Source organism: Methylophaga sp. UBA2496 (assembly GCF_002341635.1).
GTDB lineage: Bacteria > Pseudomonadota > Gammaproteobacteria > Nitrosococcales > Methylophagaceae > Methylophaga.
In genome coordinates this window covers 56,798-83,118 of sequence record NZ_DDOK01000007.1, presented here as the reverse complement: position 1 = coordinate 83,118, position 26,321 = coordinate 56,798, and the positions used below count along the sequence as shown (strand labels likewise).

Here is a 26,321-nt window from a genome sequence, read left to right as displayed (position 1 = left end):
TTCTTTTTTATTCTCACAAACTGACTGAAGCGCTTCCCTGCAAGTTGGCTGGCAATCTGGGTACATCTCCCATCCCTGGGAGTTTTAAGGTTGGAATTAACGGCGCATCACGATAGCCTGCATACACTACCGTCACAGCCAACACACCGGTTGCTTCATTAAATTCAACAACAACATTATTGTTCTGATTGCCCAGAACCGTGGTTTTGGCTGTGGGTGGTAACCAATCCAACGTATCGGCAATCACCTCTCGTACCCTTGGTTTTACTCCCTGCTCAATATATTGCGTTATGTCATCAAACTCATCTGCATTGGGATCAACAGCCAGGGCAGAACGAGCGCCAGAAGCAGCGGCATGGTTAAACGCCTGCACCATTAACAGGGGTAAGGAGTAGCTGACAATGGCATAAAACAGGGAGAAAAAAAGGACAAACATTAATGCAGCTTCGATGGCTGCTGCACCACGTTGCTTATAAAAAGAATTTTTGGGTGCCAATAGACTTGTAAAGCCATCTGGATAGAGAGGTGATATAACAGAACGAGTCATGAAAAGCCCTCTAAACTTTTAAGAGGGATAAAGTCAACATAAGCTGGAATACAAAGCGTGATTAAAACGCTGACGGCAAGAATGGCACCGAAAGGGAGAACCTTTCCAGTTGGCCGAGCCAATACCGGTAACTGAATTTTTGTGGATGCAAGTTGCAGATTGAGATAGGGCAAAACCCGCTGTGCCGACAGCCATGCAACAACAATCATGCCTGACAGCAAACCGGCAATAGCATAGCTTACTAAAAGAAAATTCAACCCGGTCAACAGACCTATTGACGCCAGGAATTTTACATCGCCTGCCCCAAGCCAACGGAAGGCATAGGCCGGTAATGTCAGGAAAAGGGCAGCACTCCAGGCCAAAAGGCATGAAATGGCTGTGGCTCCCAGCAAACCATGCCCGGCTATCAACAAAATAGCCAAAGCAGGAATATGCACGCCAAGAGTCAGAAAATTGGGCAGTCGACGTTGTGTTAAATCATAAAACGCACACGCCAGACACCAAATTGTTAACAAACCGGCTGTAAAAAGAGGCTGGGAAAACAGCACTTTGATTCCGTGAAAAACTAAGTACTTTTAATCGGTACTGTCTTCTAAAGCGCCCTGGATGTCGGTGAACACACCAACAATTGCATCCCGAACAGGTGCAACAAACGCAATCAATGCCACTGCAACCATAGCCGCTACCAGCGCATACTCAATACCACTGGCACCCTCTTCGTCTTTGAGAAAATCCTGAACTGCTTTTTTTACCATTTTTATATTCATCATTTGAGCTCCCTTAAAATGAAAAAACACCTACCAAATATGTTTATTCTGCTAACGTCCGTTGGGCAATTGTTGCTACATCACCAGGTATTTTGCAATAAAAATTACTGTGAAAATGTTATATGGGACACGGGAAAACATGCTGTTATGCGTATAAGGTGAAGTCTCTCACACTGTTTGTAAAGTTTGTTCAGGCAAAAATAAATAAAAATTAATAACCCAGGATCAACATCCTGATTATCTGTTGTCTGATCAGGCAACAAATCAAAAACGCATTTTGACTACCAGTGGCAAATGGTCTGAAGCCTGTCGAGCTAACGCCGTTTTGTGAACAGATAGTTTAATTTGACAGCGTTGGGGAGAAATCCAGATACGATCCAGTGCGAAAACAGGCCAGCCTGCCGGGAAGGTTGGCAAATGCGGTTGAGCACTGAAATGTTGATGCAACCAGCGCAACGGTCTTCCCCACAACAACCACTCATTGACGTCGCCTAATAAACAACTGATATCCGCTTCCTGCTGTGATTTTATCTCCAGCAATTGTTTGACCTGCCAGCGACGCTCCGCCGGTTTCAACCCTAAATGGGTAGCGATAACCTGTAATTCATAGCCGGCGACATCAAAGGTTGCCTCAATGGCACCTCGTGGCTCACAACCCGAAAAACTTAAATCAATATGCTTAAAGGATCGTAATGGCAGTCTTGTCAGCAAGGCATTGCCATAGTGGCGGGTTTCCCGAAACAGGGTCGGACCGGCAAGCGCTTCATGACCAGTCTGATAAGCCAGATACTCCAGCAGGTCCAGCTCATCAATCGAATGGTGTTCAACTTCCTGCAAAGCGATAATATCAGCATCCAACTCTTGTAAAACGGCTGCTATGCGTGCCGGATCAAATTGACCATCAGATCCTATGCAGGCATGGATATTGTAAGTAGCAATCGTGAGGGTGTTGGAGGGTGTTACTTGCGTCACGAGTCTGTTGAAATTCTGTTCAGCCATCTTTTAACACCGTACATCAGGCTGCCAATCCCTAAAACCACCATTATAAAAATAATAATTTCTATAGGTTCAGGCTGTTGAACAACTCGTAACAGTGAATTCGCAAAAACGGTTATGGCTAAAATCCCCGGCAACATGCCCAGCAGGGTTCCCCAGATAAAGTCTTTTAATTTGATATGCGAAGCACCTGCTACCAGGTTAATCACCGTAAAAGGTGCTACCGGAATAATCCTCACGGTAATAATCGCCATCACACCATGATTGGCTAACCGTTTTGACAGCCGGTTTAATTTTGATCCGGCCATTTTAGAAACACTTCTACGCCCCAGCCACTCACCAGCGAAATATCCCAGAATGGCACTCAGCATTGAACCCAGAATGGCGTATATACTCCCCGGCCATGCGCCAAAACTTATCGCAACAGCCACAACCAGTATGGTCAGGGGAATCGCAAACAATCCGGCTATAGCAAAACCCGTAATAACAATGACGGGGGTAAAAGGATTGTCGTTTAACCTGCTAATCAACTGTTTCAGGTTTTCCGGCGTTAACCATTCATTTAAAGGTGTCCACTTCCATAATGCGGTCAATGCAACTACAGCCAATAAAATCAATGCAGCGATGATAATCTGCTTTTTAGGTGATTTCGGTTCATCAATTGGCACCAGTTTCCGACTCATTTCAACCGAATCGACCGGTCGTTCAGGATCGATATAGTCAGCCGTAGGAGTTAAACCATCAATATTTTCATCTATCTCACAATCTAGCTGGCGGAGTGTTCGTGGAAATTGATTACGTGCATCCAACACTTGAATCAGTGAGTTATGTTCAGCAAGTAAACTTTCCAATTCAGTTTCATCGAGCTGCAGATGTTCACTCAGCAGCCGCTGACGGAATGCTCGTATCGCCTGAATGTGATCAGCATTTTCAGCTTCGATAGCCAAATCACATTCACTATCCAATCCCATAGACCGGTTGCTTAAATTCGCCGAGCCAATCCGTAAAAAGCAGTCATCAACGATCATCATTTTGCTATGCAGACTTATGTACATTTCACCCAACGCTTCATGATGCGGGTAGCAAATTCGTAAACGATCATGTTTATCGGCATCGCAAAGTTTGCGGCTGACTCTTGAACGCAACACATCCATCGTATGCTGCTCCAGCCATCCTCCTGTCATTTTGGGACAAACTATCACCACTTCAGGCCCATCACTTTCAGCTAAACGCTGGGCCAACACCTCTGCGACCTTCCAGGAGGTAAAGTATTGATTTTCGATATAGATAAGCTTTTCAGCGGCAGCGATAGCATCAAGATATAAGGTTTCAACTTCAGTGATTTCCGGCTGCCCCTCAAATTCCGGTTGAGTACGTGAAATGGCAATATTGACCTGTTGAAAATCCGGCCTGATATAGTGAGGCCAGATATCCTCAACATAATGAGGTGGCTGGGTTAACTGTTGCCCCGTTGCTTTCAACCAACGTTCCCGGGCCAATTCAGCAAGACTTTTAGCAGCTTCACCATCAACTAACATCTGCATATCATGAAAAGGTGGATAGGCCACATTATCTGGATCTATACGGCGCTTATCCTCAGGCGCATGATCACTGCTGTCCCAACGGTGCTTACCGGGATCTATGCCGCCACAAAAGGCGATTTTGTCATCGATTACGACGATTTTTTGATGCTGAGATCCACCGAAAGGACATTCCCCATCCAGCTGATAATGCAAACGATCCTGTTTTTTCCAGCCGGGCCGGAATAATGGCAGCCATTCTCTTTCCAAGGTATACAGCATCGCCCAATCCCAGTTCAGGATATAGAAATTTAATTCTGGCTTTTGCTCTAAAACGGCATTAATCAAATCGCCTAACTCGGCGGGAGCATCGGTTTGTTTTTCACCGCGAACCAGCCTCAGTCGACTATCAATATCCCAGGCAAGAATATAAACGGCATATTGAGCCTGCATAATTGCTGTATGCAGGGCACCAAAATAATTTTCGCCATCAACCAGTAGCGCTGCTCTATTGGCATTACGGGAACGCCAGCAGTTTTCACCAACGCGAATAATTTTCTTATCATCCATAAATTGGGGCGCACTCCCAGCCGAAGATTAAGTTCGAACAAAGACTATCACAGCAACATTCCAGAGAAATTGACCCAGGTTAATCTCAATAATTCATATTTATGAAGGCGGATGAGCCTGATTAAAAGTTTTTGAAATAACTGACAAGTGGAATAATTAATTTAAATTTTGAGATGGCTATTGGGGAATAATTCGATAGTAGCCGTTTTTACCACGCATCAATAAAGCGGGGGTATTCGCAGGTAACATTTCATCAGTACTTTTTACCGCCTGGACCACGGCAAACTTGGCACCACTGGGTTTATCCAGAATATACTCCACGCCCAGCTGGGATTTTATCTTCTCATCAATAAACTGACCCGCCAATGCACCACCGACTAGTGCAATGATGGTAATCGCCACGCCGGCAGGGTTATCCGCCTGGGTAATACCGTATGCAGTTGAACCGGCCACAGTTGCTCCGACCGCCGCTCCCCAGCCGGGTCGGTTTTCTCCGAGCCCTTCAATTTTGACCATACGGGATGAGACAATCCAGACATCTTCAACGGCCATGACTTCCCCCACTTCATCACGAAAATAATTGCTCTGTGATCGTGAAGCACAGCCATTAACAAATGTCACCAGAATCAAAATAGCGAAAAGGCCGCTGACAGGATAACGAAACATGGAAAGCTCCAGATTCAAAGTAATGTTATGAGGTTATTTTTGGGTGGCTGCTCAGCATCTCATCAGGGAAAAGGGTCAGTTTTTGATACCTGTTTTTGCCAGACTGGCTCCAATTGAAACTCCTGGCACCATACTAAAATATCTTCGGCCGGCATGGGGCGGGCTATCTGATAGCCTTGTGCCAACTCACAGCCCATAGACAGCAACATCAGTCCATGTTCAATGGTTTCCACCCCTTCCGCGATAACCTGGCGATTAAAGGCTTTAGCCAGACTGATCACACCATCGACAATATTGTAATCACTGGGATCCTCTAACATATCACGAACAAAACTCTGGTCAATTTTGACCGAGTTTGCTGCCAGATGCCGCAGATGAGTCAACGAAGAATAACCGGTACCAAAATCATCCAATGCTATCTGTACCCCCACCTGATGCCGGCATTCATCGATAATACGGCTCAGCGTATGCACATCTCCCAATGTACTGCTTTCCAGAATTTCCAGTTGCAAAGACGAGGGCTTGATATCCGGATAACGACTTAAGATCTGCTGTAAGGATTGAATAAAATTTATCGCATGCAGATGGTTGGCTGCAATATTGACACTCACCACAAGATTTAATCCCGCCTGCTGCCATTGCTGCAACTGACTCAGCGCCGACTCAACGACCCACAGACCCAAATCAAATTCCAGATCACTGCCTTCCACGACAGACAGAAACTCATTAGGGTAAAGCAAACCACTTTCAGGATGCTGCCAGCGAATCAATGCTTCAACCGCGATGATTTCGCCGGTTTTCATATTTATTTCCGGTTGATAATGCAATACAAACTCATTATTTAACAGGGCTTCACGTAAACGATGAACAACATGATGCTTCTGCATAACCTGTTGATTTAATTCAGGGTTAAACAGTCTGAATGTATTGCGTCCGGTGATTTTAGCCTGATACATTGCCTGATCTGCATGACGCAACAGTGTGTCTAAATCAACATTATCCATGGGATATAAAGCAATACCGCTGGAGGCACTGATAACGATGCGTTGATTATCTATCCAATACGGCTCAGCCAACGTCTGATGTAATCTGGTCAGTAATTGCTCACATTGCTCGTAGGAACTGATATCTCTGAACAAAATAGCAAACTCGTCCCCACCAAAGCGGGAAATGGTGTCTTCTTCCCTGACACTTGCCCGCAATCGGTCTGCCACGTCAATCAGTAATAAATCACCAATGTTATGGCCGTGAGTATCATTCACCGGCTTGAAATCATCCAAATCCAGAAAACAAACCCCAACCCATGTGCCTAAGCGCTGACTATGGGCCACAGCCTGACTGTACCTGTCAGCAAACAATACCCGATTGGGTAAATGCGTGAGCACATCATAATGTGCCATTAATTCCAGCTTTTCCTGCTGGGTTTTAGATTGGGTAATATCCGAAAACAAACCTACATAAAATTGTTTATCCCCCTGAGGATTGGTCATCGCTGTAATGGTCAGAAGCAGCGCATATAAATGTCCTTCTTTATGGCGATTCCAGACTTCTCCCTGCCAGTACCCCTGATTTTCCAGGCTGTGCCACATTTGCTGAAAAAAATCATTGTTATGTTTACCGGATTTCAACATTGCCGGGGTGCCTTGCAACGCCTCTTGCATGGTATAACCGGTTATTTCGGTAAAGGCCGGATTCACTTCTAAAATCCGACTTTTTGTATCGGTAACCACAATTCCTTCATGTGCCTGCCTGAAAATCTGCTCTGAAAAATGGATTTTCTGCTCAGCCTGTTTACGTGTGGTTATATCGTAGAAAACAAGCAGTAATTCATTATTTACCGCATCATGTAATGGTGAAACTGAAAGCAATGCAACACGCTCACTGCCATCCAGGCAGTAAATGCTCACTTCCAATGAGGAATCGGGTAACAACTTATGCTCTGGATTGGCAGACCACCATTCATTTACCGTTTTTAAATAGTCCTTACTGACATTCGTTTTCTCCCACCACAAAGCCAGCGTGGGTAAATCATCCAGCGTATAGCCATAAAGCTCAGTAAACGCCGGGTTGATAAAACTGACTTTCCGCTCTTTTCCCACCAAAATGTAGGGGATGGGTGAAGATTCAATTACCTGTCTGAATTTTAGATTTGCCATTGATGCTGAAAACATAAATCGCACAAAGGCTGTCAATAACGCGAAAATAGCTATGGCAATACAAAATAGCAGGATTCGGGATTGCTTCACGTCACCCAGGCCACCTTTCCAACCTCCCTTTGGCTGTCCCACCAAGACCCAGTGCCCCTCTGGCAAGGCAAGTGGCATCGTTAACCTTGCATTATCAAATAAAGCTTCTTCACCGAAAAACACCTCACCTTGCTCACCCAACCCATCTTTACCCCGAATGGCCATCTCAATCGGTAAATCTGCCGCATTTAATCCAGACGCTTCAAAAAAAGCATCAACGTCAATAACGGCCGAAATAATGCCCCAAAAATATTCTTGCTGTTGATCATCAAGCAGATACACGGGTATCCGGGTGATCAATCCAGTGCCGCCTTGTTTAAGTTCAAGCGGACCCGCAAGCACTAAATTCCGGCTCACCCTGGCGCGTTCGGCTGCCGCAGCTTGGGTAGGTTCCTGACGGTAATCCAGTCCTATAGCCTGTTCATTTCCTGCCACTGGATACATGTAGCGAATCACCATATCCGGAGCGGCAGCGATATTGCGTAACTGAGTATGTTCGCCAATCAGATGGCTCATGGCGACTTCGAACTGTTCCTGAGTCAACTCCGGATTAACGGCAAATAAACCCGGCAGCCCCCGGATAATTTGAATGTGGTTTTGTAAGTTTGTCACCAGATTATTGTGATATTGACTTAGCTTCTGCTGGGTCTTTGCCTGTAAAGCATTGCTGTATCTATCCTGAATAACATAGTCAATATAAATCGCTGCTGAAAAGATGAGCAGAGCGATGATGGCGATCATGCTATTAAAAACCAGTTTAGTCGCTATTAAATGTCGCATTTAAAATCCATGGATGACCAGTGCACAGCAACAGATTGAAGTTGGTTGGTCGGATCGAAATTATTACAGTATTTACAGGCTATAAGAACAAATTGTTTAACACTGTGTTACCTGTCACATCCATCAGCATCTTCTTCAGGCTAGCATTAAACAGCTTTAGTTCCTCAAATCTTGATTTATCAGAGAGTTACGGTAACAATGAAACCCCGTATAAACACTGGCTCATTTCCGCCTATTCATTCAGAAATTGTTAATGAACTGGGAGACGGAGCATTGATAAACCAAAATTTGAATCCGGGTTCTTCAATTCGAATGTTAAAACGTAAAGCGCTTCCAGCTTATATTGCGATCTTTGCAGACTTGATGACTTTGCTGTTGTGTTTCTTTGTGTTGTTATTGTCGATGTCAGAGCTTGATGTTATTCGTCTAAAAATGGTAACGCAATCAATGCATAACGCTTTTGGTGTTGAGCCTCCGGAGATTCCTGAACCTGTCCCCATGGGTACGTCCATAATCAAACAGACTTTTTCACCCAATCCTTCTGATGTCACTGTCATTGAGGAAGTCAGGCAAACGGCTGATCCCAATAACCCCATTATCGACACCAACGATCTGAATTTATATTTACACGCTAAACAACAACGTCAACTCATGCAGATTAAGCAAGCGCTTCGTGAGCAGCTTGATGAAGGTATTCTACAGGTTGAAACGCGTGAAGACCGAGTGGTCATTACGATTGATGAACAAGCCTCTTTTCCATCCGGTCTGGCCACCATAAAGCCCGCTTTTATGCCCGTATTAAAGGCTATTGCCGAGGCATTATCCCATATTGACGATCCTTTAGTCGTTTCCGGCCATACTGATAATCGTCCATTGAGTACACAACAGTACCGATCCAACTGGGAATTATCTGGCTCCAGAGCAACTTCCGTCGTACATGAATTATTGCGTTATCCCGAATATCAAGCTGACCGATTCCGTGTTGAAGGTTATGCTGACACACGCCCAATTACAGAAAATGACACTGATTCCGGTCGAGCACGCAACCGAAGGGTGGAAATAGCTGTCCTCACTCAATAAGGGCTGTGATGCCCCGATTATTTATGGTACAAACTAGGCTTGTCTGTCTTTCATCTCCAACTCTGTTGCAAGCTGAAAGATAACAAGCTCTTGCAAAGGCGCGATGATTTTTACGCCAACTCAGAGGACCTCCATGAAAACATCTGATCTGATGGTTAAAGCATTAGAAAACGAAGGGGTAGAATACATTTTCGGTATCCCCGGTGAAGAAAACCTCGATTTCCTTGATTCACTGCAACATTCTTCAATAAAACTGATCATTACCCGACATGAACAGGGTGCAGGATTCATGGCTGCCAACTATGGCAGGTTGACGGGTAAGCCCGGTGTTTGTTTATCGACCCTGGGACCAGGGGCGACAAATCTGATTACCCCCGCCGCCTATGCTCAGTTAGGTGGTATGCCTATGCTGATCATCACCGGACAAAAACCGATTAAGGCCAGTAAACAGGCATTATTTCAGATTGTTGATATCGTCAACATGATGCGACCCATTACCAAGTTCACCAAACAGGTGGTGCATGGCAACACAATTGGTGCTGTGGTTCGTGAAGCCTGCCGTATTGCAGTACAGGAAAGACCTGGTGCGGTGCATATAGAACTACCAGAAGATATCGCTGCAGAAGAAGTGCAGGACCGTATTTATGCACTGGAAAATATTCGTCGCCCTGATGCCGATAACACCGCGATTAAAGATGCATTGGAGATGATCCGTAAAGCCAATATGCCATTGTTACTGATTGGTGCCGGGGCAAATCGCAAACGGGCAAGCAAAGCCCTGACTCGTTTTGTCGAAAAAACCGGTATTCCGTTTTTTAATACACAACTGGGTAAAGGTGTTATTGACGAACGTCATGACAGTTATCTTGGTACAGCAGCATTATCTGAATCAGATTATCTGCACTGTGCAATAGATCGGGCTGATTTGATTATCAATGTCGGTCATGATGAAGTGGAAAAACCGCCTTTTTTCATGAAAGACGGTGGTGCACTGGTAATTCACATTAATTTTCTCCCGGCAGAAGTCGATCCGGTCTATTTTCCACAACTGGATGTGGTGGGTGACATCGCGACTTCCATCAACCGTATATCAGATGCTTTGTCACCGCAGTCTAACTGGGATTTTTCTTATTTCTATCGCGTCAAACAGGAAGTCCAGCAACGTCTTGGTTTGTATAGCGATGATGATCGCTTTCCGATATTGCCACAAAGCGCTGTGACTACAATTCGTGCGGCGCTTGGCGAGAAAGATATTCTGGCGCTGGATAACGGGCTTTATAAAATCTGGTTTGCCCGTAATTATCAATGTTATGAGAACAATACACTTTTACTTGATAACGCATTGGCCACCATGGGCGCCGGATTACCCACAGCAATGCTAGCCAAATTACTGCATCCGGAACGTAAAGTCGTTGCGGTCTGTGGTGATGGCGGCTTTATGATGAATTCACAGGAAATGGAAACTGCGGTTCGTCTTAAGCTGGATCTGGTTGTGATAATTCTGAACGATAATGCCTATGGCATGATCAAGTGGAAACAACAGGGCATGGGGTTTAAAGACTTTGGTTTAAATTTTAATAATCCTGACTTTGTTAAATATGCTGACAGTTATGGCGCCATTGGTCATCGGCCCTCCAGCTATATTGAATTCGATAAGATGCTGCGTGAAGCAATTAACACTCCCGGCGTGCACCTGATCGATGTGGCCATCGATTATTCGCTCAATCACTCAATTCTCAATGAAGGTTTGAAACAAAAAATCTGTATTTTATAAGGAAGCTTTATGTCTACCGCACCTCATTTCGCCCTGAGCTTACCCGGAGTAAAAACCAGGCAATGGGCACAGATTGATGTGACCAACCCCTATAATGATCAGCTTATTGCCACGGCTGATGTCGCAGACAGCGATGCCGTCGAAACGGCTCTGCAAACAGCACATAATTTATTCACTGACAGAACCAAATGGCTTTCAGTCCCTGAGCGTCTGGCTATTCTGGAAAAATCCCTCGGATTAATGCAGCAGCAGGCAGATGCGCTGGCCAGAGGTGCTGCTGAAGAAGGCGGCAAACCCTTGATCGACTCCAAAGTTGAAATGGTGCGCTGTATCGACAGTATTCGACATTGCATGGATACACTGCGCCATCAGACGTCTCATCCTGTTCCCATGGGCGTAAATGCGGCTTCACAGCATCGTTTAACCATGTTGCATAAAGAACCGATAGGTGTAGTCGTTGCCATCAGCGCCTTTAACCATCCGTTAAACCTGATTGCCCATCAGGTGGGGCCCGCAATTGCCGCAGGATGCCCGGTTATCGTCAAGCCAGCTGAAAACACACCACTATCCTGTTTCCGTCTGGTGGATATATTCCATCAGGCAGGTTTGCCTGCAGAATGGTGTCAGGCTTTATTAACAGAGAATCATCAGGTGGCAGAACAATTAGCCACTGATAACCGGGTTGCCTTCTTGAGTTTTATCGGCAGTGCCAAAGTGGGCTGGTATTTACGTTCAAAACTGGCGGCTGGAACACGTTGTGCCTTGGAGCATGGGGGCGTTGCGCCGGTGATTGTCGATGAAAAAGCTGACCTTGATGCGGCTATTCCTGGCCTGGCCAAAGGCAGTTTCTATCATGCTGGTCAGGTATGTGTCTCAGTACAACGTATTTTTGCTCATCACTCTATTGCCCGTGATTTAGCCGAAAAATTAGCGGCCGCAGGCAATAAGATGCAGATTGGTGATCCGTTATCCGATCAAACGGAAATTGGTCCACTCATTCGTAAAAATGAGGTGTCCCGGGTGCACGAGTGGGTACAGGAAGCGGTTAACCAAGGCGCAGAATTATTATCGGGAGGTGAAGCGCTGGATAATAACTGTTATGCCACAACCGTACTGTTTGATCCACCAGCAGATGCCAAAGTATCGAAAAATGAAATTTTCGGGCCTGTGGTCTGTATCTATCCTTATCAGGAAGTTGATCAGGCTATCGCCGATGCCAATAGTCTGGATTTTGCCTTCCAGGCTGCGGTCTACAGCCAGAATATTGATAATGCAATGTATGTCGCAGAGCGGCTGGATGCGTCTGCGGTGATGATTAATGAACACACGGCATTCCGTGTTGACTGGATGCCATTTTCAGGCTTGAAACATTCGGGCCATGGCACAGGTGGCATTGCTTATAGCATGGAGGATATGCAGATAGACAAGATGATTGTGCTGACATCAAAAAGCATTCCGTAAATTTTATAGCAAAAATGTCAGACAAAAAAAGACCGCCATAAGGCGGTCTTAAAAGAGGGAGAGAGAAGTACTTATTATTGAGACATCGCTCGTAACATCCAGGCCGTCTTTTCATGAATTCGCATACGGTCTGAAACCAGAGCCAATGAAGATTCATCATCTGCTGCTTCTGCCAGTTTCAAGACTTCACGGCAGGTTTTGACCACTAATTCGTGGTTATGCGTCAGAATTTCTGTCATTTCCTTCGCATCAGGCACACCGTCTTTTTCTTTGATAGAACTCAATTCAGCAAATGCTTTATAAGTACCAGGAGCTGAGACCCCCAGTGTTCTGATTCGTTCCGCAATATCATCAACGGCGGTTGCCAGTTCAATGTAATGCTCTTCAAACATCAAATGCAGTTCACGAAAGCGTGGCCCTGTTACGTTCCAATGGAAGTTGTGGGTCTGCAGGTACAAAGTGTAGGTGTCGGCAAGCAGCTTCTTCAGGCCTTCCGCTACCTTTTCTCTGTCTTTTTTATTAATTCCAATATCAATAGAACTCATACATTTACCTCCTGATAAAATTCGACGTCGGCCGTAAAACACGGCGACCATAATCCATCTGTGTTTAGTTCAAATCATTCAGCGAAATACCGATGGCATCAGCAACACCCTTACCATAAGCGGGATCAGCTTTCAGACAATTGCGAATATGACGTTTTTTTACTTCCATATCTGCCCCATCAATTGCCCGAGCCGTATTCTCAAACAATACTTGCTGCTTTTCAGGTGTCATCAAACGGAACAGATTACCGGGCTGTGAATAGTAGTCATCATCATCTTCTCTAAAGTTCCAGTGATCTGCCGCACCGTTAATGGCTAAAGGCGGCTCACTGAAATCCGGTTGCTCCTGCCAGTCACCATAGCTGTTAGGCTCGTAACCTTTGGTTGCACCATAGTTTCCATCCACACGCATTGCGCCATCACGATGAAAACTGTTTACCGGACAACGTGCAGCATTCACCGGAATCTGATGATGATTCACCCCTAATCTGTATCTATGGGCATCACCATAGGAAAACAACCGTCCATGAAGCATTTTATCGGGTGAAAAGCTGATTCCCGGCACCACATTTGCTGGGCTAAATGCTGATTGCTCAACATCTGCATGATAGTTTTCCGGGTTACGATTAAGCTCCATCACACCAACATCAATCAATGGATAGTCTTTATGTGGCCAGACCTTGGTTAAATCAAAAGGATGGATATGGTAAGTATCCGCATCTTTCTCCGGCATAACCTGGACTTTCAGTTCCCAGCGTGGATAGTCTGTACGCTCAATCGCTTCAAACAGATCCTTCTGATGACTTTCACGATCGTCCCCGACTACTTTTGCGGCTTCTTCGTCGGTCAGGTTCTCAATTCCTTGCAAACATTTAAAATGAAATTTCACCCAGAAACGTTCGTTATTGGCATTAATAAAACTATAGGTATGACTGCCAAAGCCGTGCATATGTCGATAGCTTTTCGGTAAGCCGCGATCACTCATCACAATCGTGACCTGATGTAATGCTTCTGGAAGCAAAGTCCAGAAATCCCAATTATTCTGGGCACTACGCATGTTGGTCCTGGGATCACGTTTAACAGCATGATTCAGATCCGGAAACTTCAATGGATCTCGTAGAAAGAATACCGGAGTATTATTGCCGACCATATCCCAGTTACCTTCTTCGGTATAGAACTTGACGGCAAAACCGCGGATATCACGTTCGGCATCCGCCGCTCCTCTCTCGCCGGCAACGGTTGAAAAACGGGCAAATAGCTCGGTTTTCTTTCCAACTGCGGAGAAAATCTTAGCGCGGGTATAGTGTGAAATATCGTTAGTAACAGTGAATGTACCAAAAGCTCCAGAACCTTTGGCATGCATTCGTCGTTCTGGAATAACTTCACGATCAAAGTGAGCCATTTTTTCCAGAAACCAGACATCCTGCATAAGCAACGGACCACGAGGACCTGCCGTCATACTGTTCTGATTATCTACAACCGGTGCACCACCGATTGTGGTGAGTTTTTGTTTGTCTGCCATGCTCGGCCTCCTTAATAGGCGATAAAAACTCATCTCCGTGAGCTTTAAAATCACTATAGGCTAAACCGGAGCATTGGTAAAACAAATAATTTCTATTAAATTAATCGCTTGTTCCGATTTATATATTTTTAAACTTTTCAGCGTAAAGAGAGATATTCCCCATCCCGGCCATGTTTACTTAGCACCAGCTGCCACAATTGCCCTTGCTTGGATCGGAAAAAACCGGCACAACTATGCAAATAATACTTCCACATACGATAAAAACGTTCGTCATAATGGGTTGATAATTCAGGCCAGGCTTTATCGAAATTTTCCCACCAGGCCATAAGCGTTTTATCGTAATCCGTGCCGAAATTGTGCCAGTCTTCTATGACAAAACGTCCATTGATAACTGAGGCCAGTTCTTCGGCGGAGGGTAATTTGCCATTACGGAAGATATATTTGTCAATCCACGGATCAACTTTCAACGAGGTGGCATGAATGCCGATGGTATGTAATAAAAACAAACCCTCAGGCTTTAACAGCTTCATAGCACTGTCAAAATAAACCGGATAGTTTTTTGGCCCAACATGCTCAAACATGCCAATGGATACTATTTTGTCAAACTGGCCTTCAAGATCACGGTAATCCATTAACTCGATTGTTACCGGTAATCCAGCACAACGCTCTTGAGCCAGTATTTGCTGCTCTTTGGAGATGGTAATACCATAGACTTCCACGCCATAATTCTGGGCAGCGTACTGAGCAAAGCTCCCCCAGCCACAACCAATTTCCAGTACCCGTTCGCCGGGTTGAAGCATCAGTTTTCTACAGATTAAATCCAGTTTGCCAATTTGCGCCTGGGCCAGTGTGTCGGCGTTCGCCCAATAGCCACAAGAGTAACTCATTGTCGGATCCAGCATTGCCTGGAAAATGTCATTACCGGTATCGTAGTGTTTTTTACCTACTTCATAAGCCCGTTTACTGGTTTGGCGATTGAACAGGTTTTGTCGGATGATTTCGAAATACAGGCGGAATTTCGCGACACTCCCCAAATGCTTTTCGATATCAACCTTTAATAATCGATGAAACAACTCATCCAGTTCATGACATTCCCACATGTTATCCATGTAGCTTTCACCAAAGCCTAATGAGCCATGAGTCAAAATCCGGCGATAGACTCTGGAATCAAACACCTGAATATCCCATGGCTGATCGCCATTAAAACTGACGCCCGCCAGATGAGCGGCATCCCGAAGTATAGTGGGTGGAGAAACCGTTTTCGTTTGACTTTGCCGTTCTTCACTCAAATGAACATGGGCTGCTTTTGATGTTGAATCAGTCATAGATGGTATTTCTCCTCTATTCTTTCAGATTTACAGTCTTACCATAGCTGAAAAATCTGATGATTTGTATAAGGGAATTCCTGTTTTTTTGATCCTTCAGGCTTCTGCCAATTAAGCGTATTGTTCATATAAATTATGCAAATTAATCATTTATCGAGTGTTGGCTTAAAGTCTGTGATGAATATGCCGATATGTATCTCAAATTATTCTCAGCCAGATCGGTAGGATTTTTACAAATACCATCGATAAAAATAAGAAATCAAGGGGCAGCATCATGAAAAAAAATCTTCCAATAACTCATAAAGAAGTGCCTTTCCCCGAAGGCGAAGAGATCATTTCAACCACCAGCCTGAAAGGCATTATTACCAGCTTTAATGACACCTTCCAGAAAATCAGCGGCTTTGATGCTGAAGAATTAATGAATAAAAACCACAATGTCATCCGTCACCCCGAAATGCCTCCGGTAGCGTTCGAAGACTTATGGAAGACAATGAAATCCAATCATCATTGGATGGGTATCATTAAAAATCGGGTTAAAAATGGTGACCATTACTGGGTGGACGGTTATGTCAGCCCAATGATTGATAACGGTGAAGTTACCGGATATGAATCTGTTCGCAGCAAGCCCAGCCGGGAGCGGGTTGAAAGAGCTGAACGAGTTTATCAACGAATTAATAATGGCCAATCAGCAATTGATGGAAGCTGGCTATTTCGCCTGAATCTCAAATACCGTTTTTTAGTCGCCCAGTTAGTGGCATTATTTATATCGCTGATGATTGCCAGCTCACTGTTAGAAATCCCCCCCTACAAATCCGCTATTATCGCCGTGATAGCTGTTTTGGTTTTTCTGGGGCTCGCCACCTGGGCATTTTCACCATTAAAGAAAGCGGCTGAAAATGCTCGGAAGGAAATCAATAACCCGCTAATGGCATTAATTTATACCGGCCGCTGTGACGAAGTTGGTCAGATACTGCTGGCGACAGAGTTTTTGAAAGGACGACTGGGGACGACTCTGGGTCGGATACGCGACTCTGCTGCCAGCATCGAAACAGAAGCGGATAACAGTGCACATTCTGTTGCCGAAATTCAATCCGCTATTCGTGAACAAGCCATGCGAATGGAAGAGGTTGCGACCGCAATGACTGAAATGACTGCCAGCATTCAGGAGGTCGCCAATAATGCGGCCTATGCGGCCACCAAAGCTCGGGAAACCGATGAACTTTCCAAAAACGGGGTTTCCAGTGCATCCAAAGCAGTCAATTCGCTAAGTGATCTCAGTACAGCCATTGGCAATATTTCAAATGTTGTTGTTCAGCTGGATAAAGATACCCGCAACATTGGCCAGATCATTGATGTCATTACCAGTATCGCCGATCAAACAAACTTGCTGGCGCTGAATGCTGCGATTGAAGCTGCCCGTGCCGGAGAACATGGTCGTGGATTTGCCGTTGTTGCTGAGGAAGTTCGCTCCTTGGCCAGTAAAACGCAATTATCAACTCAGCAGATTCAAAACTTGATTGGTGAGTTGAATAACGCCGTCAAAGAAGCTGTAAAAGTCATGGAACAAAGCCAGCAAACCAGTGAAACCAGTGAACTTCATGTCAAAGCGTCTATTCAGGCATTGGAAACCATCGCCCATGAAGTCAGCAGTATGAATGAGCTGAACACGCAAATTGCTACTGCTGTTGAGCAGCAAAGCAGTGTCAGTGAAGATATAAACCGAAATATCGTACAGGTGAATGAAAGCGCGGCTCAGGTAACACATGGTGCTGAGATAGCGGATAACGCCGCCAATGGTCTTTCGACTCAATCACATCACATGAGCGATATGATTAAACGTTTTCAACAAGGATAAGCTTTGTCCATCTTAAGTCAGTTCAGCTTAAATTAAGCCTGGACAGTTAATATCCTGTGTAATTGTAAGTGATATTGATTTTTAGATTAGGAATGACGATGAAAAAGCCATTGAATGCAATATTACAAGGCCTCGGCTTATTGATGATGACGGCCTTCATCTCTGGCCCCGTCGTGGCAGATGATGTCAGCCATTCTGAAGCACGAATGTTACGTGAATCAGGAAAAATCCTGCCGTTGGAAACCATTATTGAAAAAGCCAAGGCTTACCGTAAAGGTGAAGTTATTGATACCGAACTTGAACGGGATGACGGTATGCTGGTCTACGAAATTGAAATTCTTGATGAGCAGGGACGTGTATGGGAACTTGAATTTGACGCAACCAATGGTGACTTACTCGAACTTGAGCTGGACGACTAAACATGCGATTGCTTCTGGTTGAAGATGACGTGCAAATGGGTCCAGCCCTGCAAAATGCGCTTTCCAATGCAGGTTATGCTGTCGACCTTTCGGTAGACGGGATAGATGCAGAGGCACTTGGTGATATCGAGCCCTATGATTTAATTGTTCTGGATCTCGGTTTACCCAAACGCTCAGGTATGGAAGTACTGCAAAACTGGCGGAGCCGGAATAACCATGTACCTGTAGTTATTCTGACAGCCAGGGGCAGCTGGGAAGAAAAAGTCCATGGCTTTAAAGCAGGCGCAGACGATTACGTCGCCAAACCATTTCAGACAGAAGAGTTGCTAGCGCGAATCAGTGCGGTACTGAAACGCAGTTCAGGCACCAGTGGTGGCCCATTACAGGTCGCTGGATTACTGCTTGATGAAGACGCACAGTCTGTGACATTGAGTAATGGCAGTCTTTTTACCCTGACTGGAACCGAGTTTCGTTTATTACGCTACTTTATGCTGCATCCCGGTCAGGTTATCTCGAAAAGTCGTTTGACCGAACATGTGTATGAATATGATAGCGATAAAGACAGTAATGTCATCGAAGTGTATGTTAATCGGCTGCGTCATAAAGTGGGTACTGACTTAATTCAGACCCGCCGTGGGCAGGGTTATATTTTCGGCTCTGCATGATTTCCCTTAAACGCCGACTGTCTCTGGGTCTGACGTTAACCTTAAGTCTATTGATTTTTCTGCAATGGGCCCTGATCACACTGGTGATTGAACGTGTTACCGAAACCCAGTTACTGGAGCGCCTGGAAAGTGAGAGTGAAGGGTTATTGGCCAGTATCGAAATCAGTCCGGACGGGACTTTCGAACTTAATTCCCTTCGACTTAGCAGCTTGTATCAACGGCCATTTTCCGGCCACTATTATGTTGTCTGTACAGAACAATCCTGCAAGCAATCGCGGTCTTTATGGGATGAGTCATTAGATATCGAACGACTACCAAGTGGCCAAAAATCCCAGTCATCTATCGATGGGCCCAATGATGAACGCCTGTTTACCTTACAACGTGGTTATTACAAGCAAGGTCACAGCCTCACCATCACGGTTGCTCAAAATATCAGTGCGTTGGATGAAGATATCTTTCAGTTTCAGATGCTTTATTCTCTGGTCTCTGCGATTGGTCTGGCTTTATTGCTCTTCATTCAATGGTTAATTGTCGGCAAAGCTTTACAACCTCTGCAGCAAATACAGCAGCAACTCTCCCGATTGCGCCAGGGTGAAACGGCAAAAATTGATGCGCAGGGCCCAGCAGAAATTCAGCCCATGATTGAAGAGCTGAACCGCCTGCTCAACACAATGACTCGAAAAACGCAGCGTTCACGTGTTGCTCTGGGCAATCTGGCTCATGCTCTCAAAACCCGGTTATCGTTACTCAACCAGACGGCCGAACGTGAAACTTTAAAAGACTTACCGGAAATACAAAATTCATTAAATCAGGTGAGCAAGGATATGGGACAGATTATCGAAAGGGAATTGAAACGCGCCCGATTATTAGGTTCACCTATGCCGGGTCAAAAAGTTGAACTTGAACAGGAAGTCACTGAATTAAGCCGCACATTACAATTACTTTATCGCGATAAATCCCCAATCATTGATTGGGAAATTGAACCCGGACTGCTGTTTATCGGTGATCGGGAAGACCTTCTCGAGATGCTGGGTAATTTGCTGGATAATGCGTGTAAATGGTGCCGCAAAAGAGTCAATATCCAGGTTTATCAAAACCATTATTGCTGTTTTGTCGTCGAGGATGATGGTGCTGGCTGTGACGATGGCGAATTGTCACAACTCGCCCAACGCGGATACAGAGCTGACGAATCCGTTGCCGGAAGCGGGCTTGGATTAGCAATTGTCGCTGATATCGTAGAAAGTTACAGTGGTGAAATGCTGTTCAGTCGATCGTCAATGGGCGGATTGAAAGTGGAAGTCAGGTTACCGTTAATCGTATAGAAAACCCGCCATAAGGCGGGTTTCCCAATGCTTATTCAGAATAAATCCCAATCTCTGCTGACTTTTCTCACTTCACCAGTCTCAGCATTGATATAAACATCCCACTCCTTACCATCTTTACCAAGTACTTCGATTTCATAATCCCAGCCACCAAAAAATGAACGGTTTTCCAGATCAATATCATCAATGATGCCCGGCCTGGCCTCCAAAGCGATTGATTTTGCTTCATCAACACTGATAAGACCCAGTTGTTCACTTTTCGCTTTTATTTCATGAATATCATCTGCAAAAGCTGGAAAGCTTAATACAGTACCAACTACAGAAAATATTAATAATTTTTTCATATCACGCCTCTTATTATCTATGATAGGCAACGATATAAAAGTAAAATTAAATCAAACTGAATATTAAAATTATTTTTTAGCATTTATACATAAAAAAACGGCCCGTCAAAGACGGGCCGCTGCTTTTTACGCCAGGATAGAATTACCTATCAATCACGTTCTACTTTACGAAGTTCACCAGTTTTAGCATGAATATCGATATCCCATTCAGTGCCATCTTCCTGTACAACTTCAACTTCGTACTCCCAGCCATTTCCGTTATCAATACCATCCAATTCAATATCGGTAACCACGCCAGGTTTTTCCTGTAAAGCAATGTTTTTGGCTTCTTCCATGCTGATCAAACCGAACTGTTCAGCTTTCATCTGCATCGTAGCGACATCATCATCTGCCATGACTGCTGCTGTTGAGAAAGTTAATGCTGAAGCCAGAAGTGTTGCTAGTGTCATTTTGTTAAATGTTTTCATTTTGGTACTCCTTTCCGATTAAGGTGTGCCCACTTTACAAATCAAAACTTAAATCAAACTGAATAGAGTTATCTTTTATTTTTTTTGATTTAAATTTCGTCGCTCTGCGTGTTCAGCAGCAAACTCATATAAATCCACCAAGTCTGTTTCCGAAACATCTATGATGGCCTCAATTTGAGAAAGTGCCCAATTAAAATCCTCTTCTTTTAATAGCAATGCCTTATCCGTTTTACGAACAAATTGATCATGATGTTTATGATGGTTATCTCGTTGTGGATATTGGCGTCCAGGCAGCAGATTATTGATCAGCAACGATAAAATCAGCAGACTTCCTGCATTAATAATCACTATGGCATAGACAAAATGCCAGAAAATTATATTTTGTTCCGGGAAAGCGATTACAGCGATCATCGCTGTTGCCGCAGCAGGCGGATGCAGTGCATGAAACAGATGCATGAAAAATACTGATAAGCCAACTGCAGTTGCTGTTGCCAAAATGGGATCCGTCATCCAGTAATGACAATTCACACCGACAATAGCGGCAATTAAATGTCCAGCCATTAACGGCCAGGGCTGGGCCATTGGGCTGTGTGGAACGACAAACAATAAAAATGTTGAAGCTCCCATGGAAGCGAGAACCAACACTTGCATTTCAGTGGTCAACTGCAACTGGTTAATAGCCATCATCAGTACCCAAATAGCCATAAAGGCACCCAGGCTGGCACTTAATTTCTCTCTTAATTTTGGATGGTTTGACAATAATCGTTGCTGCTCTTTTTGCAGACTCTTAGATAGCTTCATTGCTGATTCAGATTTACGTTTTTGGTTAATAAAAACCGCTTATCTGCCTCGTTGCATAATAAGCGGATGCAAAAGAAATTTACTCACAGAGAAAGACGCAAACTATCATCCTCGTTATCTGGCTAACGCCGGCCAGAGAATTCCCGAGTGAAAGCGTTATCCCCAGAGCTTGTTTATTTTTCATCTCCTCTATAAATTAAGAATACTCACCATAAATCCTGTAAAGATCTGTACGCACCTCAATGACTCCAACGGCAATATCACACAACGGTGATAACCGTTATTTCAATGCTGGGTAACAATCAGATTGAATCTCCCAATAAACACAACATCACGGTGTGCAAATGAAAGTTGCCGTATAGTTTGCAGGGGACCGGTTTGCTGATGAGAAGGAATAAAACGTTTACTTCCCGGTTGATTACGGAACGTATTTTTATATAAACAGTCTTTTAATAGCTCAACATGACGCTCTATAAATCCATAAAACACCGTTTGACGGATAATATTGAGAATTTCAGGCATTATTGCCAAACACTGTTATACAAACAGGCATTTTACATGCCTATTTAAAAACGCATAGTATTGGTCCATCTTTTAGGAGTCAATTAATAATGCAACTGACCACGCATACTGACTATGCGCTTAGATTGCTGGTATATCTGGCAATACACCATGGTAAGCAGGCTGCGACCATTCAGGATGCAGCGACACGCTTTGGCATTTCATCCAATCATCTTGCTAAAGTGGCACAAACGCTTGTGCAACATGGTTATATTGTCAGCCATCGAGGTCGTGGAGGTGGCTTAAAACTGGCTTTACCGGTAAATGATATCGGCATAGGAAAACTGGTCCGTAAAACCGAAAATCTGCAATTACTTCCTTGTTTCGGTGATGAAATCGCCTGTCCTATCCAGCCTGCATGCATACTGCGAAATGCTCTGCATAAAGCTCAGGCTGCTTTTTTAAAGGTGTTGGATGATTACACCCTGGCTGACGTAATCTTCAATAAAGATCGCTTACAGGAATTGCTTGAAATACCGGAATCCGCATGAATACCTGGCAGCAATGGCGCATAGAACAAAGGTTACGCTTGACGGAGCAACGGCTTGAGTTTGCCAATGAGCTGCGTGTTTTACATCAGGTTGCCTTATTTAAAAAGTTACAAAGCGTTATTGATACTCTCCCTAAAGGCGTCATTGGCTTTTACTGGCCGGTGCGTGGCGAAATTGATTGTCGTGATTTTATATACGGACTTATCAAACAGGGTTGGCAAGCGGCTTTACCAAAAATTATTGACCCGCAACAAGCCTTGCAATTCCGCCAATGGGGTCCGGAATCTATCATGCAGGCTGAGGTATGGGATATCCCCGTGCCACAAAACACGCAGGTTATTCAACCGGACGTGCTACTTATTCCACTAGTGGGGTTTGATGCAAATTTACATCGTTTAGGCAACGGTGGAGGATTTTATGATCGTACGCTGGACGTTTCGGCAAAACCGTTAAGCATTGGTATCGGCTTTGAATGGATGTTACTTGAAACCATACAGCCGCAGCCACATGATATCCCCATGGATATTATTGTTACAGAAGAAAACATCTATTCTTAACATCTCCTTTTGTGACATTATCAATGCCAGTGCCGGATGACTGGAGTCATCTATAGATATGAATCAGACCATAAGCCGTTTATCAAGCAGCCCGTTATTTGATGGGCTGATTTTTTTATTGTTGTTTCTGGTGTTACTGGCTGACCGCTACACTGTTCCGGGGTTTGCCCACGGTATTTTGTATGCCCCCATTCTAATGCTGGCGAGTGTTGGTGCCAGCATTCGTCGTCTGACAATTACTTTCATCACCAGTTTATTATTTGTTTGGTCCGGGATAGTAATAATACCCGCTAGTCTTGAAGCTATTTTACAGACCCAGTTTATCGCTAACCGGGTGCTGGCCACCCTGGCCTTGATGACCATTTATTTGATCAGCAGTTTTACTATTCGCTCACAGCAACAGCAATCCAGACACCAGCATCAGCTCAAGCTGGCTGCCGACATTGCAAAGCTGGGTTATTGGCAACTAGGGAAGTCCGGACAGTTACATTTAAGTCCCGAAGCCGCTCAAATACTTAATCAGCATAATCGCAGCACAATTTCTCAGTCGCAATTCGTCTCCTTATTTGTCGACAAACAGCAAAATACCTTACATCAGGCTCTGAATGACATGTTAAATCAACAGAGTTCTATGGATGGCGAATTCTCTTTGATCGGACAGAGTGGGCCGCATCGGATAAGAATATTTTCTTGTCACAACGAGCAGTTACCAAATCAAATTCAAGGTGTCATTCAGGATGTGCATGACAGTAAATTGGTTGAAGCGAGTCTGCATGAAGAACAGCTTCGTTCGCATTATATGGCTGAAAACACATTGCAGTTTATGTGGACGGTTACTGCAGAAGGTATTCTCGACTCTGTTTCCCCCTTCACACTTGAATATTTCGGTAAGTCCGAAACGTATGTTTTAAATAACTGGCTTGAATTGGTTCATCCGGACGATAAACTAAGAGTGCATGAACGATGGCTTCACTCAATGAAAACCGGAGATGCTTATTCTGATGAGTTTCGTCTGCGTCGTTTTGATGATGAATATATGTGGTTTCTGGCGCAAGCCAATGCCATCAGAGATGAGCAGAATCAAATCGCCAAATGGTATGGCTGGAGCACTAATATCCATCAAATCAAAATTCTCCAGCAACAAAGTGAAGCATTATCACAACAACTGCAAAACACACTGGATAGCATCACCGATGCTTTTTTCACATTAAGTACTGATCTGCGTTTTAGTTATCTCAATAACCAGGCAACAGCTTTATTTAACATGACACGCTCCCGGTTATTGGATCATAAAGGCATCGAAAATACCGATATTGATCCTACCGGCTCACTGGTTAAAAAATTGTCATCCGCATTGCTGCAACAACAGGTCATGTCGTTTGAACATTTTTATGATGCAAAAAAACTATGGCTGGATGTCAGGATCTATCCTTCCACCAGCGGTTTAACCGTCTATCTGCGGGATATATCCCGGCATCGCCGGGAATCTGAAGAGCTTAAGTTATTACGCAGTGCTGTTTCACAGCTTAATGATGTGGTGATTATTACTGAAGCACCCAGGAACCCCGGTGAAAAACCCAATATCGTTTTTGTAAACAGTGCGTTTGAACGCATAACGGGCTACAACCGTCAGGAAGTAATCGGTAAAACCCTGAAAGTATTACATGGCCCAAAAACTGAAAAAAATGAACTGAGAAAAATTGAAGCAGCCTATAAAACCTGGCAGCCCATTCGAGCTCAGCTGACGCAATACCATAAAAGCGGGCGGGAGATCGTGCTGGAACTGAATAGCGTGCCAATTGGTTTAACGGCTGGCTGGTATACCCATTGGGTTTCTGTAGAACGTGATATTACCGAAGAAAGACAACTGCAAAAACAACTGCAACTGGCTCAGCGCATGGAGGCGATCGGTCAGCTGACAGGCGGAATTGCTCACGATTTTAATAACCTGTTGACGGTTATCACTGGAAATAGCGACTTGTTAATTGATGAACTGAACGATAAACCATCTTTGCAACCGCTTGTCAGACTGATCAGCAGTGCGGCTGAGCGTGGTGCAGGGTTAACCCGTAATCTTCTGGCCTTTGCACGACGTCAACCATTGTCCCCTGAAGCCGTTAATATCAATATGCTGATACGCAATATGGAAGCGTTGCTGCGAAGTTCATTAGGCCAGAAATACCAGCTGGAGCTGAGCCTCAGCAGTGATCTCTGGCCAGTAATGATTGATCCGGTTCAACTTGAAAGCAGCTTATTAAACCTGACGCTTAATGCGCGTGATGCGATGGCTGATGGGGGCACACTGACGATCAGTACTGAACGGTTTGTATTACTGAAGCAGCAAAAAACATCAGCGAATGATCTGAACGCCGGAGAATACGTAAAAATAGATGTTCTGGATACGGGGGATGGCATATCACAGGATCTGCTGGATAAAGTATTTGAACCATTTTTTACCACGAAACCGGCCGGTAAAGGCAGCGGCTTGGGATTAAGCATGGTTTTTGGTTTTATCAAACAATCTGGCGGGAACATTCAGGTACAGTCCGAAGTGGGTCAGGGCACGAGATTCCAGCTTTTTATTCCGCATACTGACATGCTATCTCCCGCACCGGTTCTCCATGATATTGAAACGCCTGTCCAGGTGGAGAACGGCCAACAGACAATACTGGTTGTCGAGGACAATGATTTGGTCAGGCAATATGCACTCTCTCAGCTTCGGGATGCCGGCTATCAGGTTCTGGCTGCTGCAGATGGCAATCAGGCATTAAACTGGCTTGCGTCAGTACAGCAAATTGATTTACTGTTCACAGACGTGCTTATGCCAGGCGGACTTACTGGTTACGAACTCGCTCAAAAAGCCAAACAACTCCGCAATAATCTGCCCGTTTTATTTACCTCGGGATACACTGAAAAAGTATTAACTGAAGAACAAAGACAAAATGGCAGCATTGCTATTTTGAACAAACCTTATCATCGAGCTGCGCTATTAAACCGAGTCGCGCAGATGCTGGTTAAATAAAACCTGAGAGAATGATAC

The 26,321-nt window shown here is 44.5% G+C and carries 24 protein-coding genes; 10 read left to right on the top strand and 14 right to left on the bottom strand.

Translation table 11 applies throughout. From position 1 onward, the window contains the following. Positions 1 to 13: 13 nt before the first annotated feature. The 7 genes from B2W60_RS10245 to B2W60_RS10215 form a co-directional block, all read right to left on the bottom strand. Positions 14 to 547, bottom strand: coding sequence for a TadE/TadG family type IV pilus assembly protein (locus tag B2W60_RS10245; RefSeq protein ID WP_292360880.1), 534 nt, complete (start codon positions 545 to 547; stop codon positions 14 to 16). Further along, positions 544 to 1,095 carry an A24 family peptidase gene (locus tag B2W60_RS10240; RefSeq protein WP_292360882.1) on the bottom strand — a complete coding sequence of 184 codons (552 nt, stop codon included), beginning with the start codon at positions 1,093 to 1,095 and terminating at the stop codon, positions 544 to 546. Before B2W60_RS10240 ends, B2W60_RS10245 begins: the two co-directional genes overlap by 4 nt. A gap of 27 nt (positions 1,096 to 1,122) precedes the next feature. Continuing rightward, positions 1,123 to 1,317, bottom strand: a complete 195-nt coding sequence (locus B2W60_RS10235; protein WP_292360884.1) for a Flp family type IVb pilin — start codon at positions 1,315 to 1,317, stop codon at positions 1,123 to 1,125. Between the two features lie 261 nt (positions 1,318 to 1,578). After that, positions 1,579 to 2,313, bottom strand: a complete 735-nt coding sequence (locus tag B2W60_RS10230; protein WP_292360886.1) for an endonuclease/exonuclease/phosphatase family protein — start codon at positions 2,311 to 2,313, stop codon at positions 1,579 to 1,581. Further along, positions 2,283 to 4,400: a VTT domain-containing protein gene (locus B2W60_RS10225; protein ID WP_292360887.1), complete on the bottom strand. Its 2,118-nt coding sequence runs from the start codon at positions 4,398 to 4,400 to the stop codon at positions 2,283 to 2,285. Before B2W60_RS10225 ends, B2W60_RS10230 begins: the two co-directional genes overlap by 31 nt. 177 nt (positions 4,401 to 4,577) lie before the next feature. After that, positions 4,578 to 5,066 carry a hypothetical protein gene (locus B2W60_RS10220; protein ID WP_292360889.1) on the bottom strand — a complete coding sequence of 163 codons (489 nt, stop codon included), beginning with the start codon at positions 5,064 to 5,066 and terminating at the stop codon, positions 4,578 to 4,580. 62 nt (positions 5,067 to 5,128) lie between these two features. Continuing rightward, on the bottom strand, positions 5,129 to 8,092 hold the full coding sequence (locus B2W60_RS10215; protein WP_292360891.1) for a bifunctional diguanylate cyclase/phosphodiesterase: 2,964 nt from the start codon (positions 8,090 to 8,092) through the stop codon (positions 5,129 to 5,131). Between the two features lie 273 nt (positions 8,093 to 8,365). Here B2W60_RS10215 and B2W60_RS10210 point away from each other — a divergent pair, with 273 nt between their 5' ends. The 3 genes from B2W60_RS10210 to B2W60_RS10200 all read left to right on the top strand — a co-directional run bounded on the left by B2W60_RS10210 (position 8,366) and on the right by B2W60_RS10200 (position 12,407). Continuing rightward, positions 8,366 to 9,172: an OmpA family protein gene (locus B2W60_RS10210; protein WP_292360893.1), complete on the top strand. Its 807-nt coding sequence runs from the start codon at positions 8,366 to 8,368 to the stop codon at positions 9,170 to 9,172. A 133-nt stretch (positions 9,173 to 9,305) separates the two neighbouring features. Further along, entirely contained in the window at positions 9,306 to 10,946 is a 1,641-nt protein-coding gene (locus B2W60_RS10205; RefSeq protein ID WP_292360895.1) for an acetolactate synthase large subunit, read from the top strand. 9 nt (positions 10,947 to 10,955) lie between these two features. Continuing rightward, positions 10,956 to 12,407, top strand: coding sequence for an aldehyde dehydrogenase family protein (locus B2W60_RS10200; protein ID WP_292360897.1), 1,452 nt, complete (start codon positions 10,956 to 10,958; stop codon positions 12,405 to 12,407). Positions 12,408 to 12,481: 74 nt separating this feature from the next. On the opposite strand, the gene B2W60_RS10195 is transcribed toward B2W60_RS10200, so the two are convergent. The 3 genes from B2W60_RS10195 to cfa form a co-directional block, all read right to left on the bottom strand. Further along, positions 12,482 to 12,952: a Dps family protein gene (locus B2W60_RS10195; protein ID WP_292360899.1), complete on the bottom strand. Its 471-nt coding sequence runs from the start codon at positions 12,950 to 12,952 to the stop codon at positions 12,482 to 12,484. A gap of 64 nt (positions 12,953 to 13,016) precedes the next feature. Next, complete coding sequence (locus B2W60_RS10190; protein ID WP_292360901.1) at positions 13,017 to 14,474, bottom strand: catalase; 1,458 nt, start codon at positions 14,472 to 14,474, stop codon at positions 13,017 to 13,019. Positions 14,475 to 14,611: 137 nt separating this feature from the next. Then, a complete protein-coding gene (gene cfa, locus B2W60_RS10185; RefSeq protein ID WP_292360903.1) occupies positions 14,612 to 15,799 on the bottom strand; it encodes a cyclopropane fatty acyl phospholipid synthase in 1,188 nt (395 codons plus the stop codon). Between the two features lie 274 nt (positions 15,800 to 16,073). Between cfa and B2W60_RS10180 the strand changes: the two genes are divergently transcribed. The 4 genes from B2W60_RS10180 (at position 16,074) to B2W60_RS10165 (ending at position 20,060) form a co-directional block, all read left to right on the top strand. Continuing rightward, positions 16,074 to 17,654, top strand: a complete 1,581-nt coding sequence (locus tag B2W60_RS10180; RefSeq protein ID WP_292360905.1) for a methyl-accepting chemotaxis protein — start codon at positions 16,074 to 16,076, stop codon at positions 17,652 to 17,654. 98 nt (positions 17,655 to 17,752) lie between these two features. After that, entirely contained in the window at positions 17,753 to 18,073 is a 321-nt protein-coding gene (locus B2W60_RS10175; RefSeq protein WP_292360907.1) for a PepSY domain-containing protein, read from the top strand. 2 nt (positions 18,074 to 18,075) lie between these two features. Continuing rightward, positions 18,076 to 18,738, top strand: coding sequence for a response regulator transcription factor (locus tag B2W60_RS10170; protein WP_292360909.1), 663 nt, complete (start codon positions 18,076 to 18,078; stop codon positions 18,736 to 18,738). Next, positions 18,735 to 20,060, top strand: a complete 1,326-nt coding sequence (locus B2W60_RS10165) for a sensor histidine kinase (RefSeq protein WP_292360911.1) — start codon at positions 18,735 to 18,737, stop codon at positions 20,058 to 20,060. Before B2W60_RS10170 ends, B2W60_RS10165 begins: the two co-directional genes overlap by 4 nt. Positions 20,061 to 20,095: 35 nt before the next feature. On the opposite strand, the gene B2W60_RS10160 is transcribed toward B2W60_RS10165, so the two are convergent. From B2W60_RS10160 to B2W60_RS10145, 4 genes are all read right to left on the bottom strand, one after another. Continuing rightward, positions 20,096 to 20,404, bottom strand: a complete 309-nt coding sequence (locus B2W60_RS10160; RefSeq protein ID WP_292360913.1) for a PepSY domain-containing protein — start codon at positions 20,402 to 20,404, stop codon at positions 20,096 to 20,098. Between the two features lie 149 nt (positions 20,405 to 20,553). Further along, positions 20,554 to 20,871, bottom strand: a complete 318-nt coding sequence (locus tag B2W60_RS10155) for a PepSY domain-containing protein (RefSeq protein ID WP_292360915.1) — start codon at positions 20,869 to 20,871, stop codon at positions 20,554 to 20,556. A gap of 75 nt (positions 20,872 to 20,946) precedes the next feature. Then, complete coding sequence (locus B2W60_RS10150) at positions 20,947 to 21,672, bottom strand: HPP family protein (protein WP_292360917.1); 726 nt, start codon at positions 21,670 to 21,672, stop codon at positions 20,947 to 20,949. 285 nt (positions 21,673 to 21,957) lie between these two features. Beyond that, the gene (locus B2W60_RS10145) at positions 21,958 to 22,194 is read right to left on the bottom strand and encodes a hypothetical protein (protein ID WP_292360919.1); all 237 of its coding nucleotides are present in this window, start codon (positions 22,192 to 22,194) and stop codon (positions 21,958 to 21,960) included. An 89-nt stretch (positions 22,195 to 22,283) separates the two neighbouring features. On the opposite strand from B2W60_RS10145, the gene B2W60_RS10140 reads away from it, so the two are divergent. The 3 genes from B2W60_RS10140 to B2W60_RS10130 are packed head-to-tail and all read left to right on the top strand — an operon-like array spanning position 22,284 to position 26,303. Next, a complete protein-coding gene (locus B2W60_RS10140; RefSeq protein WP_292360921.1) occupies positions 22,284 to 22,724 on the top strand; it encodes an RrF2 family transcriptional regulator in 441 nt (146 codons plus the stop codon). Beyond that, positions 22,721 to 23,281: a 5-formyltetrahydrofolate cyclo-ligase gene (locus B2W60_RS10135; RefSeq protein WP_292360923.1), complete on the top strand. Its 561-nt coding sequence runs from the start codon at positions 22,721 to 22,723 to the stop codon at positions 23,279 to 23,281. The genes B2W60_RS10140 and B2W60_RS10135 overlap by 4 nt, the downstream gene beginning before the upstream one ends. Before the next feature lie 58 nt (positions 23,282 to 23,339). Then, positions 23,340 to 26,303 (top strand): hybrid sensor histidine kinase/response regulator, encoded by a 2,964-nt coding sequence (locus B2W60_RS10130; protein WP_292360925.1) that lies wholly within the window; start codon positions 23,340 to 23,342, stop codon positions 26,301 to 26,303. Positions 26,304 to 26,321: the final 18 nt, after the last annotated feature.